General features: G+C 62.8%; 18 protein-coding genes and 1 tRNA gene. 9 read left to right on the forward strand and 10 right to left on the reverse strand.

The features are described 5' to 3' along the window. Positions 1-12: 12 nt before the first annotated feature. The 3 genes from VE092_RS16390 to tsaB are packed head-to-tail and all read right to left on the reverse strand — an operon-like array spanning position 13 to position 2227. Complete coding sequence (locus VE092_RS16390; protein ID WP_324878543.1) at positions 13-1020, reverse strand: uracil-DNA glycosylase; 1008 nt, start codon at positions 1018-1020, stop codon at positions 13-15. Further along, on the reverse strand, positions 1017-1511 hold the full coding sequence (gene rimI, locus VE092_RS16395; RefSeq protein ID WP_324878545.1) for a ribosomal protein S18-alanine N-acetyltransferase: 495 nt from the start codon (positions 1509-1511) through the stop codon (positions 1017-1019). Before rimI ends, VE092_RS16390 begins: the two co-directional genes overlap by 4 nt. Beyond that, the gene (gene tsaB, locus VE092_RS16400; protein WP_324878547.1) at positions 1508-2227 is read right to left on the reverse strand and encodes a tRNA (adenosine(37)-N6)-threonylcarbamoyltransferase complex dimerization subunit type 1 TsaB; all 720 of its coding nucleotides are present in this window, start codon (positions 2225-2227) and stop codon (positions 1508-1510) included. Before tsaB ends, rimI begins: the two co-directional genes overlap by 4 nt. A gap of 111 nt (positions 2228-2338) precedes the next feature. Here tsaB and VE092_RS16405 point away from each other — a divergent pair, with 111 nt between their 5' ends. Further along, on the forward strand, positions 2339-2767 hold the full coding sequence (locus VE092_RS16405) for a thioredoxin family protein (protein WP_324878549.1): 429 nt from the start codon (positions 2339-2341) through the stop codon (positions 2765-2767). Positions 2768-2794: 27 nt separating this feature from the next. Here the strand turns inward: VE092_RS16405 and VE092_RS16410 are convergent, their stop codons facing one another. Continuing rightward, positions 2795-3706 carry a LysR family transcriptional regulator gene (locus VE092_RS16410; protein ID WP_324878551.1) on the reverse strand — a complete coding sequence of 304 codons (912 nt, stop codon included), beginning with the start codon at positions 3704-3706 and terminating at the stop codon, positions 2795-2797. Positions 3707-3935: 229 nt separating this feature from the next. Between VE092_RS16410 and VE092_RS16415 the strand changes: the two genes are divergently transcribed. The 4 genes from VE092_RS16415 to VE092_RS16430 all read left to right on the forward strand — a co-directional run bounded on the left by VE092_RS16415 (position 3936) and on the right by VE092_RS16430 (position 7577). Then, complete coding sequence (locus VE092_RS16415) at positions 3936-4214, forward strand: DUF4148 domain-containing protein (protein ID WP_324878553.1); 279 nt, start codon at positions 3936-3938, stop codon at positions 4212-4214. A gap of 547 nt (positions 4215-4761) precedes the next feature. Beyond that, positions 4762-6015 carry an aspartate kinase gene (locus VE092_RS16420; protein WP_006462578.1) on the forward strand — a complete coding sequence of 418 codons (1254 nt, stop codon included), beginning with the start codon at positions 4762-4764 and terminating at the stop codon, positions 6013-6015. Between the two features lie 152 nt (positions 6016-6167). Then, positions 6168-6261 (forward strand) — tRNA-Ser (locus VE092_RS16425). A 200-nt stretch (positions 6262-6461) separates the two neighbouring features. Beyond that, the gene (locus VE092_RS16430; protein ID WP_324878556.1) at positions 6462-7577 is read left to right on the forward strand and encodes a sterol desaturase family protein; all 1116 of its coding nucleotides are present in this window, start codon (positions 6462-6464) and stop codon (positions 7575-7577) included. 9 nt (positions 7578-7586) lie between these two features. Here VE092_RS16430 and sodC read toward each other — a convergent pair whose 3' ends face one another. From sodC to rph, 6 genes are all read right to left on the reverse strand, one after another. Continuing rightward, on the reverse strand, positions 7587-8114 hold the full coding sequence (gene sodC, locus VE092_RS16435; protein WP_324878558.1) for a superoxide dismutase [Cu-Zn] SodC: 528 nt from the start codon (positions 8112-8114) through the stop codon (positions 7587-7589). Positions 8115-8355: 241 nt separating this feature from the next. Then, positions 8356-10425: a putative bifunctional diguanylate cyclase/phosphodiesterase gene (locus VE092_RS16440; protein ID WP_324878608.1), complete on the reverse strand. Its 2070-nt coding sequence runs from the start codon at positions 10423-10425 to the stop codon at positions 8356-8358. 5 nt (positions 10426-10430) lie between these two features. Next, positions 10431-11630: an EAL and HDOD domain-containing protein gene (locus VE092_RS16445; protein ID WP_324878560.1), complete on the reverse strand. Its 1200-nt coding sequence runs from the start codon at positions 11628-11630 to the stop codon at positions 10431-10433. Positions 11631-11772: 142 nt separating this feature from the next. Beyond that, on the reverse strand, positions 11773-13017 hold the full coding sequence (gene hemW / locus VE092_RS16450; protein ID WP_324878562.1) for a radical SAM family heme chaperone HemW: 1245 nt from the start codon (positions 13015-13017) through the stop codon (positions 11773-11775). Continuing rightward, positions 13014-13604: an RdgB/HAM1 family non-canonical purine NTP pyrophosphatase gene (rdgB, locus tag VE092_RS16455; RefSeq protein WP_324878564.1), complete on the reverse strand. Its 591-nt coding sequence runs from the start codon at positions 13602-13604 to the stop codon at positions 13014-13016. Before rdgB ends, hemW begins: the two co-directional genes overlap by 4 nt. A gap of 155 nt (positions 13605-13759) precedes the next feature. After that, positions 13760-14488, reverse strand: a complete 729-nt coding sequence (gene rph / locus VE092_RS16460) for a ribonuclease PH (protein WP_006462587.1) — start codon at positions 14486-14488, stop codon at positions 13760-13762. A 56-nt stretch (positions 14489-14544) separates the two neighbouring features. Here rph and VE092_RS16465 point away from each other — a divergent pair, with 56 nt between their 5' ends. The 4 genes from VE092_RS16465 to rpoZ all read left to right on the forward strand — a co-directional run bounded on the left by VE092_RS16465 (position 14545) and on the right by rpoZ (position 16742). Then, positions 14545-14721, forward strand: coding sequence for a hypothetical protein (locus VE092_RS16465; RefSeq protein ID WP_158243294.1), 177 nt, complete (start codon positions 14545-14547; stop codon positions 14719-14721). 122 nt (positions 14722-14843) lie between these two features. Next, positions 14844-15758 carry a YicC/YloC family endoribonuclease gene (locus VE092_RS16470; RefSeq protein ID WP_324878568.1) on the forward strand — a complete coding sequence of 305 codons (915 nt, stop codon included), beginning with the start codon at positions 14844-14846 and terminating at the stop codon, positions 15756-15758. 82 nt (positions 15759-15840) lie between these two features. Further along, complete coding sequence (gene gmk, locus VE092_RS16475; protein WP_006462589.1) at positions 15841-16479, forward strand: guanylate kinase; 639 nt, start codon at positions 15841-15843, stop codon at positions 16477-16479. A gap of 59 nt (positions 16480-16538) precedes the next feature. Then, entirely contained in the window at positions 16539-16742 is a 204-nt protein-coding gene (gene rpoZ, locus VE092_RS16480; protein WP_006462590.1) for a DNA-directed RNA polymerase subunit omega, read from the forward strand. Positions 16743-16777 lie beyond the last annotated feature (35 nt).

Raw genomic sequence — 16777 nt, forward strand, 5'->3', positions numbered from 1 at the left:
TGCGGCATGGTCTCAGTTGGCCTGCGCCTGGTAGGTACTGAGGGCCAGACACAGATCGGCCCAGGCCTTGCTCTTGTCATTGAGCGTGCGCAGCAGATAGGCCGGGTGATAGGTCACCACCAGCGGTAGATCCTGGTAACGGTGCACGCTGCCGCGCAGGCGCGACACCGGTGTGGCCGGATCCAGCCCCAGCAGCGAAAGCGCCGCCGTCTTGCCCAGCGCCACCAGCACCGTGGGCTGGATCAGTTCGATCTGGCGTTGCAGGTAAGGCAGACAGGAAGCCACCTCCTGCGGCGAAGGCGGACGGTCACGACCATTGTCGTCGGTGGGACGGCATTTGACGATATTGGCGATGTAGGCGTTGGCACCACGCTTGACGCCCATGGCCAGCAGCATGTTGTCCAGCAGCTTGCCGGCCGGACCGACGAAGGGTTCGCCCTGCTGATCCTCGTTGCGGCCCGGGCCTTCGCCGATGAAAAGCCATCTGGCCTTTTCGTCACCGACGCCGAACACCGTATTCTTGCGCCCCTCGCACAGCCCGCAGCGGCGACATCCGGCCACCTGCTGCTGCAGTTGCGGGAAATCCATGGTCTTGATCCGGGCGATGACCGGATCGACTGCTGGCACTTCCTCGTCCTCGTCGCCCTCGGGGATCAGCACGGGTTCCATGGCCGCAGCGAAATCCATCTCGTCGAGCCAGGACGGCGGCCCGCCCTCTTCCTCTACCGGCGCCGCGCGGCGCGGCATCGCCGGCGCCTGAGGGGAGACAGGACTGGCTGCCGGCGCGGACCTGGCGACGGGCGCCACGACGTTCACGGGAACGGGGGGCGGCGTGGCGGACGTGATCGCCGGATCGGGCGCGGCGGCTTCCAAGGCAGGGGCGGCCTGATGCTGCACCTGCTCGGCGGCGATTTCCTCGACGGCCAGTTCGCGCCTGACCCATACCGGACCGATCCCGAGCGCGTCGAGCAACGCCAGCGAGGAGCCGAAGCCGGGGTCTTGTTTCATTTCTTCATTCATAAGGGCAGGCTCATGACAATAGCCCCTTCTCGGGTCTGATTGGCGGCGGGATAGTAATTCTTGCGCCGGCCGATTTCGGTAAATCCATAGCGACGATAGACCTTGGCGGCATGCTGGTTCGACTCGCGCACCTCCAGCAGCATGCTGCGCATCTGGTGCTGGCGCGCCACGGCAGTGGCCTGATCCAGCAACAGGCGTCCCAGCCCCTGGTGCTGATAGGCCGCTGCCACGCTGACATTGAGCAGGTGGGCTTCATCCACCGCCAGCATGACCAGGAAATAGCCCAGCAACAGGCCTTGCGCGGCGCGCAGGGTCTGCGCTTGGTAGCCGCTGTAGAGCGAATCCTGAAAGTTGCCCCGGCTCCAGGGATGCGAATATACGGCTTGCTCGATCTTTACGACCGCGTCCAGATCAGCGGCCTCCATGGCCGCGAACTGCAATGCGCCCAGCTGTGGATGCGCGATCGGCTGCGGCAAGGACGTGCCGCTCATGCAGCGCCTTTGGCGGCGTCGCGCAGCTCGCGCTCGGCGGTGGTCAGGGCCACCTTGTTGCGCAGGTAGAGCGGCTGGGCCGCCTCGGCCGACAGCGCGCCGCCGCGGCTGAAATGGAGTTGCCCCAGCGTGGCCACATGGCGCGCATGCGGCATCGCATCCGGATAAGTGGCGGCAAACCGGCCGGCACAGAAGGACGGACTGAAATACTCGGCATACATCGACAGCCCGTTGCCGCAGGCATGCGGACGCCCGTCGGTCTGGACCTGGGCAGCGGCGGCCAGCGCCGGCTCGGCCAGCACCTCCCAGCCGCCGTCGGCGCGGGCGCGATAACGCGCCCAGTAGACTTCACCCATGCGCGCATCCAGAATGGTCAGCACATCGCTGGCCTGCCGGTCCACGGCATGACAGGCCTGGGCCGCAGCTTCCAGGGTGACCACCGGAACCACGGGGCGGTCGCTGCCGAAGGACAAGCCCTGCACCACGCCGCACGCCGTGCGCACCCCGGTGAAGGAACCGGGGCCCACGCCAAAGGCCAGCGCATCACACTGGGACAAGGCCAGGCCGGCATCGGCCAGCAATTGCTGGATCATGGGGAGAATGGCATCGGAATGGGTCTGCGTGCCAGCAGACTGGCGCGAGATCAGTTCACCCCGGTACAGCAAGGCCGCCGAAGCCAGCTCGGTGGAAGTTTCAATGGCAAGAATCGTGGACATCCCGCTATTTTACCGTGAGGCGGGCAATTGTTCGGTGCCTTTGCCATGATCCCGCGCCTTCGTGCGGCAGCGCAAAACTGCCGCGCCCGAAGCGAGTAAAATAGGCGCGCCATGTCCTATCAGAAACTTGACCAGACCAATCGCCGTCACCTCGCAGAGGCCCTACGCAACGACACTTGGGTCGTGGCTTGCCTGTGCGCGAACTGGTGCGGCAGCTGCCGCGAATACGAAGCCGCCTTCCAGGCCTGGGCCGAACGCTACCCGCAGCATCATTTCACCTGGATCGACATCGAAGACCAGGCCGACCTGGTCGGCGATCTCGACATCGACAACTTCCCTACCCTGTTGATCGAACGCGGCGCCACCGTGGCCTTCTTCGGCCCCATGGAGCCCGACACCCGGCTGGCCGAGCGCATCCTGCTGGCGCAGGTGGAAAAGAGCGACGCCGAACTGCAGCGCGAAGCCGCCAGCTCGCCCGAGCGTCGCAGCTGGCAGGAAGACTGCAGCCTGCTGGACAAGCTGGCCGACGTGATCGGCTAGGGAGCGCCGACCGCCGGGCAGCCTGCCTCAGGTCAACCAGGGATCGGTTTCCGGATGCGGAAAGCGCGCACTGATGAAATCGGCGAAACTGCGCACCTTGGCCGAGAGCAGGCGGCGACTGGGATAGACCATCGAGATCACCACCTGCCCCATGTCGAAGCCCGGCAGCACCTGCACCAGCTTGCCGCAGCGTAGATCATCCCCCAGCGAATAGGACGGCCGCAGGACGATGCCCATGCCGGCCAGGGCCAGATCACGCAGCAGCACGCCACTGTTGGAGACCGCCTTGCTCACGATGGGCACGTCCATGACACCGCCCTCGGCGTAGACGTGCCAGTGATGGCGCAGGTATTCGTGCGAAAAATTCAGGCAGCTGTGGCGCGACAGGTCTTCCGGCTGCTCCGGCGCCCCGGCCCGCTTCAGGTAGGCCGGCGACGCACACAGGATGACGCTGGCCACGCCCAGCTGGCGCACGATCATGCTCGCATCGAACTTCTGCATGCTGCTGAAGAATCCGATGTCGATGCCTTCCTCGACCAGGTCGATGGAACGATCGGAGAGATTGATATCCAGCGCCACATCCGGAAACGCCTCGGCGTAGGCGGCCAGCAGCTCGCCCAGCTGCGACTGACCGAAACCGGCATTGGCGTAGAGCGCCAGCGTCCCCGCCGGACGCTTGGTTTCCAGCGAGACCAGCGCCTCGGCATCGTCGACCTCGGCCAGGATCATGCGCACCCGCTCCAGATAGGCCTGTCCCGCCTCGGTCAGCGACAGGCGGCGAGTAGAGCGGTTCAGCAGCCGCGTACCCAGATGGGCTTCGAGATCGGCAATGAAACGCGTCGCCACCGCGTTGGAAATCTCCAGTAATTCGGCGGCGCGCACGAAACTGCCCTGCTCCACCACCTTGGCAAACACCCGCATTGATTGCAGACGGTCCATTTTTCAAGCCCCCGATTGTTCCGCAAAGAGAAATAGTCAATTCCGATTAGACCCATTTTTCTTTACCTGCGCAATATTTACACTTCAGTCATCGGTTAGCGCACCGCAACATCGGCGTCTACCGGTCGTCCCAGATGGCCCACGAGTGGGCTTTCCCACAAGGAGAGCGCCTGACCCGCCGGCATCCGGGCGATGTCTTACCACCTATCCAACAAACAGAGGACCTATCATGAACATCAAGAATATCGTCGTTGCCGCCTCCCTGCTGGCCGCTGCCGGTGCCGCCATGGCCGAAGCCCCGTATCCCCCGGAAACCCCGTTCCACTCCACCCAGACCCGTGCCGACGTCAAGGCTGAACTGCAACGCGCCCAGGCCAACCACGAGATCGCTTCGCGCAACGAATATCCGCTCCTGCGTCAGGCCCCGTCCAAGCTGAGCCGCCAGGATGTCGAAAGCCAGGTGCGACAGGCCAACAACGCCGGCCAGAGCCTGTACAGCGGCGCCTGATCGCTCAGTACCTATCACGGTCGATGCATTGACCGATTCCGGACAGGCAGTGTTCCGCCTCGGTGCTTCCCCCGCGTTTCCCCGTGAATGAACGCGAATGTGTGCCCAGAGCGCGTCCGAACCACCGGCTCCTGAAACAAGGACATCATCGCCGCCATGCTTGACCAGCAGTACCGTCGTTCCACAGTACCGCAGCACCACCTGCCATGCCGCCAGTCATCAACGGGCGCATGACAGCTGGTGCCCCACCCGTCCCTCCCGATTTCCTTCTCCCCGGTTTCAACGCTTTTTCGCCGCACCGGCAGCGGATGCACGGAGTGCGCATTCTCGCGTGCTGAGGCTGCATATTCATGCATAACGCGCCCTTGAATCCGAATTTTGCTGCGTCGCGACATCCCTCGACCACCGCGGAAAATCGCAGCAAACGCAAGCCAGATCAAGCTTTCCCTTGAGATTTTGGCGCGCCGCATGTAAAGTCAAGGGTTTGTTCCTTCCGGCCTAGCTAAGGGTTTCTTGTCAAAGTCGGGCCACCTTTTTTTATCCCCCTATGGCTTTATACGTTCACAAATACGGCGGCACTTCGATGGGCTCGATCGAGCGCATCCAGAATGTCGCGAAGCGCGTTGCCAAATGGCACGACGCAGGCCACCAGATCGTCGTCGTGCCTTCGGCGATGTCTGGTGAAACCAACCGTCTGCTGGGCATGGCCAAGGAAATCATGGCCCAGCCTGATGGTCGCGAACTGGACATGCTGGCCTCCACCGGCGAGCAGGTTTCGGTGGCCCTGCTGGCCATCGCCCTGCAGGCGCTGGGCAAGCAGGCCGTGTCCTATGCTGGCTGGCAAGTGCCGATCAAGACCGATTCCGCCTTCACCAAGGCGCGCATCCGCTCCATCGACGACGCCAAGGTCCGCAAGGACCTGAACGCCGGCAAGATCGTCATGATCACCGGCTTCCAGGGCGTGGACGCCGACGGCAACATCACCACCCTAGGCCGTGGCGGCTCGGACACTTCGGCAGTTGCCGTGGCTGCGGCCATCAAGGCGGCCGAATGCCTGATCTACACTGACGTCGACGGCGTCTATACCACCGACCCGCGCGTGGTCAGCGATGCCCGCCGCCTCAAGACCGTGACCTTCGAAGAGATGCTGGAAATGGCCTCCCTGGGCTCCAAGGTCCTGCAGATCCGCTCGGTGGAATTCGCCGGCAACTACAAGATGCCGACCCGCGTGCTGTCGTCTCTGACCGACCCGCTCACGCCGCTGGCCGAAGAAGCCGCCTCCGGCACCCTGATTTCGTTTGAGGAAGACAAGAACATGGAACAAGCAACCATCACCGGCATCGCCTTCAGCCGCGACGAAGCCAAGATCACCGTGCTGGGCGTACCGGATCGTCCGGGCATCGCCTACCAGATCCTGGGCCCGGTGGCCGACGCCAACATCGAAGTGGACATGATCATCCAGAACCAGTCGGTGGAAGGCAAGACCGACTTCACCTTCACCGTCCCGCGCGCGGAATACGCCAAGGCCGTGGAAGTGTTGAACAGCAGCGTGAAGGCGCACATCGGCGCGGCCGCCATCAACGGCGACACCAAGGTCTCCAAGGTCTCGGTGGTCGGCGTGGGCATGCGCAGCCACGTGGGCATCGCCTCGCAGATGTTCCGCACCCTGTCCGAAGAAGGCGTCAACATCCAGATGATTTCCACCTCCGAAATCAAGATCTCGGTGCTCATCGACGAGAAGTACATGGAACTGGCCGTGCGCGCCCTGCACAAGGCTTTCGACCTGGACAGCGCCAAGTAATCTGCGTCATCTGCACTACCTGCAATAGCGAAGACCGCACCGGTAAAAAACAGTGATTATTTGCAAGACGACTGTTGACCGGATGCAAATGAGAAGATATTATCTCGGTCTTCGCTGAGGCAACGCAGCAATGCGATAACAGCCTTCAGTGTGGAGACGTGGCCGAGTGGTCGAAGGCACTTCCCTGCTAAGGAAGCATACGGGCTTAAACCTGTATCGAGGGTTCGAATCCCTCCGTCTCCGCCAAGCATTACTAAGCCCCTGTTTTTACAGGGGCTTTTTTATTGCTTTTTCGACATCTCCGTCCTTCCCAGGGCCAGCGACTGATTTGCTTGCAGAATGGCCGGCAAACAGAAGATTCTGGCCCTCTGCGTCTGCGCGCGGCTGGACGGGGACGTCAGTGTCCTGTCAGACAGCTTTTTGTGCATCGCGGCATAATATCCGCCATGGAAAAAATCATTGTCTACATCATTCCCGTGTTCCTGCTGTTGATCGTGGCGGAATTCACCTATGGCTACGTTCGCGGCCGCAATACCTACCGCCTGCCCGATGTCGTGTCCAGCATGTCGCAAGGGATCATCAGCCAGTTGGTGGCGCTGCTCACCCAGTTGTTCCAGGTCGGGCTGTATTCACTGGCTTATCGTGCCGTAGCCATCTTCCCGGCAGCACGCTTCTGGCAAAGTGCACTGGGCTGGATCACCGCCATCTTGCTGTTCGATTTTTTCGATTACTGGCTGCACCGCTTTGGCCATGAGAACGCGCTGGGCTGGGCGGCTCACTCGGTGCATCACCAGAGCCAGGACTTCAATCTCTCCACTGCGTTGCGCCAAGAAAGCACCGTGGCGCTGCTCGGTTGGGTGTTCTACCTGCCCATGGCGATCCTCGGCGTGCAACCCGAGCAGTTCGGCATCGCCGGGCTGGTGGTGCTGACCTACCAATTCTGGATCCATACGGAGCACATCGGAAAGCTGGGCTGGTTCGATCGCGTGTTTTCCTCGCCCTCCAACCACCGGGTCCATCACGCGGTGAACGATGAGTACCTCGACAAGAACTATGGTGGCATGCTGGTGATCTGGGACCGCATGTTCGGCACCTTCGCCGAGGAAAAGGAGAAAGTGGTCTATGGCACCAGAACGCCCCTCAATAGCTGGGATCCGCTGTGGGCGGTCCTTTCCGGCTACTGGCAGCTATTGCACAGCGCGGCAACGATGCCGCGCTGGCAGGACAAGTTGAAAATCTGGTTCAAGGCGCCCGGCTGGCGCCCCGCAGGGATGGAACCGTATCCGCCATTCGACCTCGAGGCCGCGCGCCGTCGCTACGACGTCCATCTGCCGCGCGTGAGGCAGTGGCTTTCCGGTCTGCAATTCCTGGCACTGCTGGCGGCCGCCTCGACTTTGCTGTGGGTGGCGGAGGCACAATCCTACCTGCACCTGCTGGCGATCAGCACCGCCTTGCTCGCCGGTTTCTGGGCGCTCGGGGCCTACATGCAGCGCCGCCTGGGCGGCGCGCTGATGCTTGCCATTGACGTCGCGGCAGCGGTAGCCGCCTACGCCTTGTTCTGAACTCTTCGCTTACTGAATGATGCCGCAGGCCAGCCGGACCCCGCCTCCACCCAGCGGCGCAGGATGGTCGGCGTGGTTATCGCCGCCCACGTGGATCATCAGGGCATGGCCACGAACCTCGGCCAGCGTCTTGATGCGCGGTGCCAGGACCGGGTAATCGGCCTTGCCGGCGGCATTCACGTAGAGCGCCGGCAAATCACCCTGGTGCCCCTCCCCATACGGGCCTTCATGCTTGCCGGTCTTCTGCGGGTCCCAGTGACCGCCGGCGGCCAGCGCCGGCTCCATCTTGCCATCCTTCTCCAGCGGCGCGCAGGAGGCATTCTGATGCACGTGGAAACCGTGCTGGCCGCCCGGCAGACCACTGATGGACGGCGTGAACAGCAGACCGTAGGGGGTCTCGCTGATGGTCACCTCGCCCACCGCGGCGGCTACGCCATTGGCATCGACCAGGTTCATCGGCACCTTGATCGTCGCCGGGGAAGCCGCCATCGCGGCGCCGCAGCTCATCAGGGCCAGCACGGCAATGAGTCGTTTCATGCTTGTTTTCCTTCCGAAAGTGAAATATGGGAGCATAGGACAGCCGCCAGCCCGCCAGTGCCAGAGACGCACTCTCGTCACTGAAACTGGACGGAATTCTTGATCGGGTTCAAAAAAGTACTAGAAAACTGCGAGCCGTACCACTCCGCCAGCCTTCTGCCAGCATAGAGCCGGATGGCGTCGGAGGCAATGTACGCGAGGCCGCGCCGGGATGCCCCCGGATGCCCCACCGAGCGCCGGCTCAGGCTGCCGGGGTGGCGCCGGGTGCCGCGCTGTCCGGCGCCACCTTGAGCTTGCGGCCTTCCAGCAGCATCGCATGGAAGTCCACGGCCGGGATAGGGCGCGAGAAGATGTAGCCCTGCAGCTCGTTGCAACCGGCTTCGCGCAGGAAATTGAACTGCTTCTCGGTTTCCACCCCTTCGGCGATGACCTTGTGGCGCAACTGCTTGGCGATGCCGATGATGGCGCTGGCGATGGCGCAGTCATTGGTATCGTCGGGGATGCCCATGGTGAAGGAGCGGTCGATCTTGAGGGTATTGATGGGGAAACGCTTCAGGTAGGACAGGCTGGAATAGCCCGTGCCGAAATCATCCAGCGAAATGGTGATGCCCAGGCTGCAGATCTTTTCCATGATGGAAATGACGCGGTCGGTGCTGTGCATCAGCATGCTTTCGGTGATTTCCAGCTCCAGCCAGTCGCCACTGAGCATGTGACGGCTCAGCGCGGCGCGTACCCGGTCGGGCAGCGAACGCGTGAATTCGCGCGCCGTCACGTTCAGGGCGATGCGGATCGGTGCCAGCCCGGCCTCCTTCCAGGCGCGTGCCTGGCGGCAGACGGCGTCCAGCACCCAGTCGCTCAGCTGCACGATCAGTCCGGTTTCCTCGGCAATCGGGATGAACTCGCCCGGCAGCAGCAGGCCCCGCTCGGGATGCTGCCACCGCACCAGCGCCTCGGCGCCGGTGATGGCCAGGGTGTTCATATCGACCTTGGGCTGGTAGTACAGCAGCAGCTCGTTGTATTCGAAGGCGTGCAGCAGGCCGGTCTCGATGCGCAACAGGTCCAGCGTGTTGCGGTTCATCTCTTCGCTGTAGTAGACGTAGCCGCCTTCGTTATTGTCCCCGCCCTGCTTGGCACGGTACATGGCAATGTCGGCCAGGCGCAGCAGGGTCTCGGTATCGCTGGCATCTTCCGGATACATGCTCACGCCGATGCTGGCGCCCACCCGCAATTCGTGACCATCGATGAAGAAGGGATCGTCGAACAGGGCCAGCAGCTTCTGGGCCACATAGCCGGGATGGTAGTCCTTGTCGATATCGAACAGCGCCACGGCAAATTCATCGGCACCCAGGCGAGCCACCACATCCTGCTCGCGCAAGGCGCGGCGCAGGCGGATCGCCACCTCGACCAGCAACATGTCGCCGGCGACGTGGCCCAGGGTATCGTTGATGGGCTTGAAACGGTTCAGGTCGATGAACATCACGCAGCCGTGCATGTTGTCATGCTTGGCTTCCAGCAGGGCCTGGTCTACCGTGCGGGTGAGCAGCGTGCGGTTGGGCAGACCGGTCAGAGCATCGTAATAGGCCAGGTGATGGATCAGTTTTTCAGCGTTCTTGCGCTCGGTGATATCGCTCAGGTAGCCGATCAGGCCGATCGGGTGGCCATGCTGGTCGCGCATGACCGACAGCGACAGGCTGGCCCAGAACACTTCGCCAGACTTCTTGCGACGACGTACTTCCATCTCGCGACCGCCCTGCTCCAGGAACAGATCCTGCAGCGAATCTTCCTCTTCCTCGTTTTCATAGAGGAAGAGCACGTTGCGGCCGATGGCTTCCAGGGCAGTGTAGCCGAACAATTGTTCGGCACCACGGTTCCAGCTGGTGATGAAACCGGCCGGGTCCATGGTGATCACCGACTCGTGCATCTGGTTCAGGATCTGCGCCTGCTGTTCCAGCTTGGCTTCGATCTGGTCCAGGGAGCGGGCGCGCTTTTCGGTTTCGGCGCGGCGCTGCATCAGACGCCCGAGGAAGGCCGCCAGCATCGCCAGCCGGCCGCGTTCCAGCTCGGTATAGGGACGGGTCAGGGAGGGAAAGACGAAATAGCCGAACTGCGCCTCTTCGTGCGCTACCGGCTGACACAGGCCATTGCCGGCTTCGGCCGGCGCGCCCACCACGTAACGTCCGCCGGGACGCTTCAGAAAGCCCGATGCGATCCCTCCCAGCGCGGCATGCAATGCCATGCCTTGCAGGTTCTGCATCGCGTCCAGCAATGCCGAACAGCAAGCCAGATCATCGCTGCCCACGGAGGAAATCATCGTCATCACGCCTCTGTGCTGACACGCGTGGCCCAATTGAAGGCCTGGATCAGACAACGGCAATAGACCTCGGCATCCAGCCCGGCGGCATCGAGATCGACGTGTCGCAACGGGATGCGGCCATCTTCGGAGCGTTCCACCACGTCCAGCAGCTTGCCCAGACGCCCGCTGCGATAGACCAGTGCATTGCAGATGTCCACCGGCAGCTTGAGCGGTTCGATGATGTCATTGAGCGGCATGCCCAGCAGGATGTCCAGCAGCGAGAACATGCCGGTGATGAAGGCCCGGTCCAGTTCCTCCGGGGTGCAGTCCACGCGCTGCGCCATCGCCTCCATCATGGCCGCCCGCGCCGCCGCACGCGGCAGCAGCGGATTGGCCGATTCGTCGCCGGGGAAGCGCGCGTACAGCAGGAGCTGCAGCCAACGCTGCAGCTGGCGGCGGCCCAGCAGGTTGATGGCCTGGGTGAAATTGGTGATGTGCGCCGAGAAGCCGAAGGCGGCCGAGCTGACCAGCTTGAAGAGCTGGTAGGACAGCGCCGGGTCCTGCTTGAGCAGGGATTCCAGTTCATTGGCGTCGGCATCGCGCGCCACCAGCTCCAGCAACTTCAGCAGGCGGGCACGGGAAATCGAGTTCTTTTGTGACAGCCGGCTGTCGGGGTGCAGGGCATATTCGCCGGAGAACCAGCGGAAGCCCTCCACCCGGCAGGTGTCGAACTGCAGGGCGTCGGCCACGTTCTCGGCCAGGTGCGGTCCGCGCAGGCGGTGCAGCCACTGGGAGGTTTCGGGCAGCTTGCCCATGCTGGCATCGAGTGCGATCGACTCCACGAACGGGAATACGCTGGCGCCCTGCGCCGGCAGTCCGTCGGCAATAATGGCGAAGCCGCGGCTGTACAGCCAGTCCAGGGCATCGATCTTGCCCGGATCCACGCAATGCTCCACCGGCACCCGCAGGGCCAGTTGTCCCTGGGGGATCTCATGCTTGAATTCGGGGGCGAAGATCGCCGGGTCACGCACCGGGATGATGCAGTTGAGGCCGCCGAGCGCGTCATGCAGTTCGAATTCGTTGAACAGGCGCGATAGCAAGGCACTGCCGTCTTCGACGGCCGGCGAGATATGCAGCGACAGCGCCGTCCAGACGTGATGAACGTCGGCGACCGGCTGCAAAAACACGAGTGGAAACGGAACGCTTTTATCCTGAACAGCCATATTTTTATCGTGGCGCGCTCCGTTAGCCTGCCGGAACGCTCTCTCATCTTGAAAAACTCTAAATAAGTTTCCCAGCAGAATACTTAATTAAAATTAAATTTTTTCTAAATATACCCGATAAAGGCAAGCTTGCAACAAGGCTTTATCCTGACAGGAAGATTTCCTGCAAATCATTCAAAAAACGACGTCCAAGATCGGTAGGCCGGATCAAAGCGTGATCGCGGTACAACATCCCCTTGCGTTCGGCCAGGTCGAGCTGCTTTTCGATCTGGTTCAGGCTCATGCCGGTGCGCTCGGCGAACAGGTTGGGCGGGAAACCCTCTGTCAGGCGCAGGGTGTTGAGCATGAACTCGAAGCCCAGGGCGTCGCGACCGATCTCCGCTTCTTCCTGGATCGGCTGGCCGGCCCGAACGTGGTCCAGATAGGCCTGCGGATGCTTGTAGCGCATCTGGCGCACGATGCGATGCGGGAAGGACAGCTTGGAATGCGCGCCGGCACCGATGCCCAGATAATCGCCGAACTGCCAGTAATTCAGGTTATGCCTGGCACGACGGCCGGGGCGGGCATAGGCCGAAACTTCGTAGTTGGCGTAGCCGCCGGCCTGGGTCAGCTCGGCGATCATGTCCTGCATGTCGGCGCTGGCATCTTCATCCGGCACCGCCGGCGGAAAGCGAGCAAACAGTGTGTTGGGCTCCAGCGTCAGGTGGTACAGGGACAGGTGCGGTGGAGCGAAACCGATTGCGGTGCTGATGTCGGCCCGGGCGTCGGCCAGGGTCTGCTGCGGCAAGGCGTACATCAGGTCGAGGTTGAAATTGTCGAAGTTGGCGTGGGCGATCTCCACCGCCTTGCGCGCCTGGTCGCCGTCATGGATGCGTCCCAGCGCTTGAAGGTGATGGCCGTTGAAGCTCTGGATGCCGATGGAGAGCCGGTTGATGCCACTTTCCCGGTAAGAACGGAATTTGTCGGCTTCGAAGGTGCCGGGATTGGCCTCCATCGTGATCTCGATGTCGGCGTCGAAAGGCAGCAAGGTGCGCAGGTCCGACAACAGGCGGTCCAGCCCGGCGGCTGACAGCAGGCTGGGTGTGCCGCCCCCGATGAAGATGGTATTGATCTTGCGGCCCCAGATCAGCGGCAGGGCCTGCTCCAGGTCCAGGCGCAGTGCGTCCAGATAATCCTGCTCGGGGAAGCTGCCCTTGACCTCGTGCGAATTGAAGTCGCAATACGGACACTTGCGCACGCACCAGGGAAAATGCACATACAGGGACAGCGGCGGCAAGGCCGTCAGTTGCAGGCTGCCAGGCTTGAGGAAAGCCAGTGCCGCCTGCGCCGGGCCAGCGCTGGCCTGGCCGGCGGGAATGTCAGCCGGAACCGGTTTGATGGGAATCATTTCAACTTCTCGATCAATGCGCGCAGGGCCTGGCCGCGATGGGAAATGGCGTTCTTCTCGGCGTGGCTCAGCTCGGCTGCGGTCTTGCCCAGTCCAGGCAAAAGGAAATACGGATCGTAGCCAAAACCGCCCTCCCCGCGCGCCTGGCCGATGATTTCGCCCTTCCAGACGCCGTCGGCGATGACCGGTTGCGGATCGTCGGCATGGCGCACATAGACCAGCACGCAGTAGTAATAGGCCGACTTGTCGGCATGGGCCGCCAGGTCAGCGATGAGTTTGGCGTTGTTGTTGGCGTCGGACTTGGGTTCGCCGGCATAGCGCGCCGAATAGACGCCGGGCGCACCGCCCAGGGCATTGACGCAGACGCCGGAGTCGTCGGCCAGTGCCGGCAGCCCGGTCAGGCGCGCCGCATGGCGGGCCTTGGTCAGGGCGTTTTCGACGAAGGTGCCGAAAGGCTCTTCCGCTTCGGGGACGTCGAACTCGCCCTGTGGGCGCACGTCCAGGCCGATGTCGCCCAGCAGGCTGGCGAATTCCTTCAGTTTGCCGGCGTTGTTCGACGCCATGACGATCTTTTGCTTGGTGTGCATGCTTGGTCCGAATGGGTTACAGGAGTCGCAATAATGAAAAACGCCATGTCCTGGCTGCAACATGGCGTTTTCCCTGTGTCTGGTGTAGGCCGCATTGTAATGCGATTTGCCCCGGGCCGCCCGATGGTGCGACGGTGGCCGGTGGACTGATCGCCTTACAGGCCCAGGGCCTGCTTCTGCAGGCCGTTGAGGGTGGCAATACCCTGCTGAGCCAGGTCCAGCAGGCTGTTCAGGGTGGCCCGGTCGAACGCCGCACCTTCAGCCGTGCCCTGCACCTCGACGAAGTGGCCGGCATCGGTCATGACCACGTTCATGTCGGTATCGCAGTCCGAATCCTCCAGGTAATCCAGGTCCAGCACCGGCACGCCGCGATAGACGCCGACCGAGATCGCTGCCACGAACTGCTTGACGGGGATGGTCTCGATCAGCCCGCGCCCCTGCAGCACCGAGAACGCATCGTAGGCCGCCACCATGGCGCCGGTGATGGCCGCGGTACGGGTACCGCCATCGGCTTGCAGGACGTCGCAGTCCAGTTGCAGGGTGCGCTCGCCGAAGGCCTCCAGATCGAAGGCGGCGCGCAGGGCGCGCCCGATCAGGCGCTGGATTTCCTGAGTACGGCCGGACTGCTTGCCCTTTGCGGCTTCGCGGTCCATGCGGGTGTGGGTGGAACGGGGCAGCATGCCGTATTCAGCGGTGAGCCAGCCCTGGCCCTTGCCCTTGAGGAAGCCAGGCACCCTTTCCTCGATCGAGGCGGTGCACAGCACGCGGGTGTCACCGAACTCGATCAGCACCGATCCTTCGGCATGCTTGGTGTACTGGCGGGTCAGGCGAACCTCGCGCAACTGCGAAACGCTACGGCCGCTGGGGCGATGGGAAGCTGTCATGGTGATCCTTGTCTAGGTTTGTAGGGTCTTGGCTAAGCAGGTAGCGGTGCGGGTGGATGGAAATCGACGGCGGCAACCGGGTGCCGGGCCGGTCGATGACCGCCAAAACCGCTCATTTTGATGTTTTTGATAGCGCGGCGCCGCCAATCTTCATTAAAATGCGGGCTCCGACCGGGCGACATCCCGGGCAGACCGCACAGGCGCTGCCGGAACGTTCAAGTCCGGCATTGTAATGGATCAGCAAGACTGCCGTCGCGGCAGCAGCCGAGTTTGCCCCGTCACTGCCCGCACCGCCCGCAACCCGACCTGTCAGCGCGCCCTACCCGGCGCCGCGCCCGCTTATGGAGCCCCGACCTTGACCATCTACAGCATGACCGGCTACGCCGTCACCACCCGTGAAACCACCGCCGGTACGGTCACCCTGGAAATGAAGAGCGTGAATTCGCGCTTCCTGGACCTGCAATTCCGCATCAACGACGACCTGCGCGCGGTCGAACCCATGCTGCGCGAGGCCATCATGGGCCGCCTGGTGCGCGGCAAGGTGGAATGCCGCCTGTCCTTCGGCCGCAAGGTGGCCAGCGGCAACAGCCAGGCGCTCAACACCAATGTGGTGGCGCAACTGGCCAACCTGCAAGACCAGCTGCGTGCGCAATTCCCGGATGCTGCGCCGCTGTCGGTCAACGAACTGCTGCGCTGGCCGGGTGTCATGGAGGAAGCCGAGATCAGCCAGGAAACCCTGCAGACCGACATCCTGGCGACCCTGCAGCAGACCCTGGACGCCTTCGTCGACAGCCGTGCCCGTGAAGGCGCGGCGCTGCAGGCGGTGATCCTGGCGCGGGTCGATGCAATGGAAGCCATCGTGGCCCGCATCACCCCGCTGGTGCCGCAACTGGTCGAGCAATTCCAGCAAAAGGCCACCGAACGCATGACCGAAGCCCTGGGCCTGGCCCTGCAGACGCAGAACGGCGCCGCGCCGGTGGCCACCCGTGAGGAATCGCTGGAACGCATCCGCCAGGAGGTGACGCTCTACGGCATCCGCATCGACATCGCCGAAGAACTGGCGCGCCTGTCGGCCCACCTGGGCGAAACCCGCCACATCCTGAAGAAGGGTGGGCAGGTCGGCAAGCGTCTGGATTTCATGATGCAGGAGCTCAACCGCGAGGCCAACACCGTGGGCTCCAAGGCTGCCGTCAAGGAACTGGCCGACGCCTCCATGGAACTGAAGCTGCTGATCGACCAGATGCGCGAGCAGGTGCAGAATCTGGAGTAAGCCCAGGCGCCAGCGTTGCCCGACCTGTCGGGCAGAGATTCACGATATTCAAGATATTCACGACATTTTCAGCGAGGACCCCATGCCCGTCCAAAAACCCACTTCCGGCAGCCTCTTCATGGTGGTTGCGCCCTCCGGCGCCGGCAAATCGACCCTGGTCAACGCCCTGTTGAAGCAGGAGCCGGCCATCAAGCTGTCCATCTCCTACACCACCCGCGCCCCGCGCCCGGGCGAAGAACACGGCCGTGAATACTATTTCACGGATGCGGAGGATTTCCTGAAGCGCCAGGCCGAGGGCGAATTCCTCGAATGGGCCGAAGTCCACGGCAACTACTACGGCACCTCGCGCCTGATGATCGCCGACCAGATCGCCAACGGCACCGACGTGCTGCTGGAAATCGACTGGCAAGGCGCGCAGCAGGTCAAGAAGCAGTTTTCCAATGCCATCGGCATCTTCATCCTGCCGCCGTCGATCGCGGCGCTGGAAGAGCGCCTGAAGAAGCGCGGACAGGACGAACCGCATGTCATCACCCGCCGCATCCTGGCTGCTGGCGGCGAAATCGCGCACTCCCCGGAGTTCGAATATGTTATTATCAATCAAGAGTTTGCCGTCGCTTTATCCGAGTTGACGGCCATTGTCCAGGCAGCCCGCTGCCGATTCCCGCAACAAGCCGCCCGCAACGCCTACCTGTTCACACAGCTGGGCATCCACGCGAGCTGAGCCTGTCAGGGCGCCGGACCGATCCATCCACACGCAAGACCGTCATTCAGGAGTTTTACATGGCCCGCATTACCATCGAAGATTGCCTCAAGCAGATCCCCAACCGTTTCCAGTTGACCCTGTCGGCCACCTACCGCGCCCGCCAGCTGCTGCAAGGCCACACCCCCAAGGTGGAAGCCAAGGACAAGCCGACCGTGACCGCCCTGCGTGAAATCGCAGCGGGCAAGGTCGGCGTGGAAATGCTGAAGAAGGTTCCGGCCTGATCCTGGTCCGTCCATGAAGCTGATAACGGACAAGT

This window comes from Herbaspirillum sp. (assembly GCF_035644555.1).
Taxonomy (GTDB): Bacteria; Pseudomonadota; Gammaproteobacteria; order Burkholderiales; family Burkholderiaceae_D; genus Herbaspirillum.

Bases quoted from the DNA above. Each gene is read 5' to 3' on its own strand.
- VE092_RS16390 (WP_324878543.1), bottom strand. From the start codon at position 1,020: ATGAATGAAGAAATGAAACAAGACCCCGGCTTCGGCTCCTCGCTGGCG.
- rimI (WP_324878545.1), bottom strand. From the start codon at position 1,511: ATGAGCGGCACGTCCTTGCCGCAGCCGATCGCGCATCCACAGCTGGGC.
- tsaB (WP_324878547.1), bottom strand. From the start codon at position 2,227: ATGTCCACGATTCTTGCCATTGAAACTTCCACCGAGCTGGCTTCGGCG.
- VE092_RS16405 (WP_324878549.1), top strand. From the start codon at position 2,339: ATGTCCTATCAGAAACTTGACCAGACCAATCGCCGTCACCTCGCAGAG.
- VE092_RS16410 (WP_324878551.1), bottom strand. From the start codon at position 3,706: ATGGACCGTCTGCAATCAATGCGGGTGTTTGCCAAGGTGGTGGAGCAG.
- VE092_RS16415 (WP_324878553.1), top strand. From the start codon at position 3,936: ATGAACATCAAGAATATCGTCGTTGCCGCCTCCCTGCTGGCCGCTGCC.
- VE092_RS16420 (WP_006462578.1), top strand. From the start codon at position 4,762: ATGGCTTTATACGTTCACAAATACGGCGGCACTTCGATGGGCTCGATC.
- VE092_RS16430 (WP_324878556.1), top strand. From the start codon at position 6,462: ATGGAAAAAATCATTGTCTACATCATTCCCGTGTTCCTGCTGTTGATC.
- sodC (WP_324878558.1), bottom strand. From the start codon at position 8,114: ATGAAACGACTCATTGCCGTGCTGGCCCTGATGAGCTGCGGCGCCGCG.
- VE092_RS16440 (WP_324878608.1), bottom strand. From the start codon at position 10,425: ATGATTTCCTCCGTGGGCAGCGATGATCTGGCTTGCTGTTCGGCATTG.
- VE092_RS16445 (WP_324878560.1), bottom strand. From the start codon at position 11,630: ATGGCTGTTCAGGATAAAAGCGTTCCGTTTCCACTCGTGTTTTTGCAG.
- hemW (WP_324878562.1), bottom strand. From the start codon at position 13,017: ATGATTCCCATCAAACCGGTTCCGGCTGACATTCCCGCCGGCCAGGCC.
- rdgB (WP_324878564.1), bottom strand. From the start codon at position 13,604: ATGCACACCAAGCAAAAGATCGTCATGGCGTCGAACAACGCCGGCAAA.
- rph (WP_006462587.1), bottom strand. From the start codon at position 14,488: ATGACAGCTTCCCATCGCCCCAGCGGCCGTAGCGTTTCGCAGTTGCGC.
- VE092_RS16465 (WP_158243294.1), top strand. From the start codon at position 14,545: ATGGAAATCGACGGCGGCAACCGGGTGCCGGGCCGGTCGATGACCGCC.
- gmk (WP_006462589.1), top strand. From the start codon at position 15,841: ATGCCCGTCCAAAAACCCACTTCCGGCAGCCTCTTCATGGTGGTTGCG.
- rpoZ (WP_006462590.1), top strand. From the start codon at position 16,539: ATGGCCCGCATTACCATCGAAGATTGCCTCAAGCAGATCCCCAACCGT.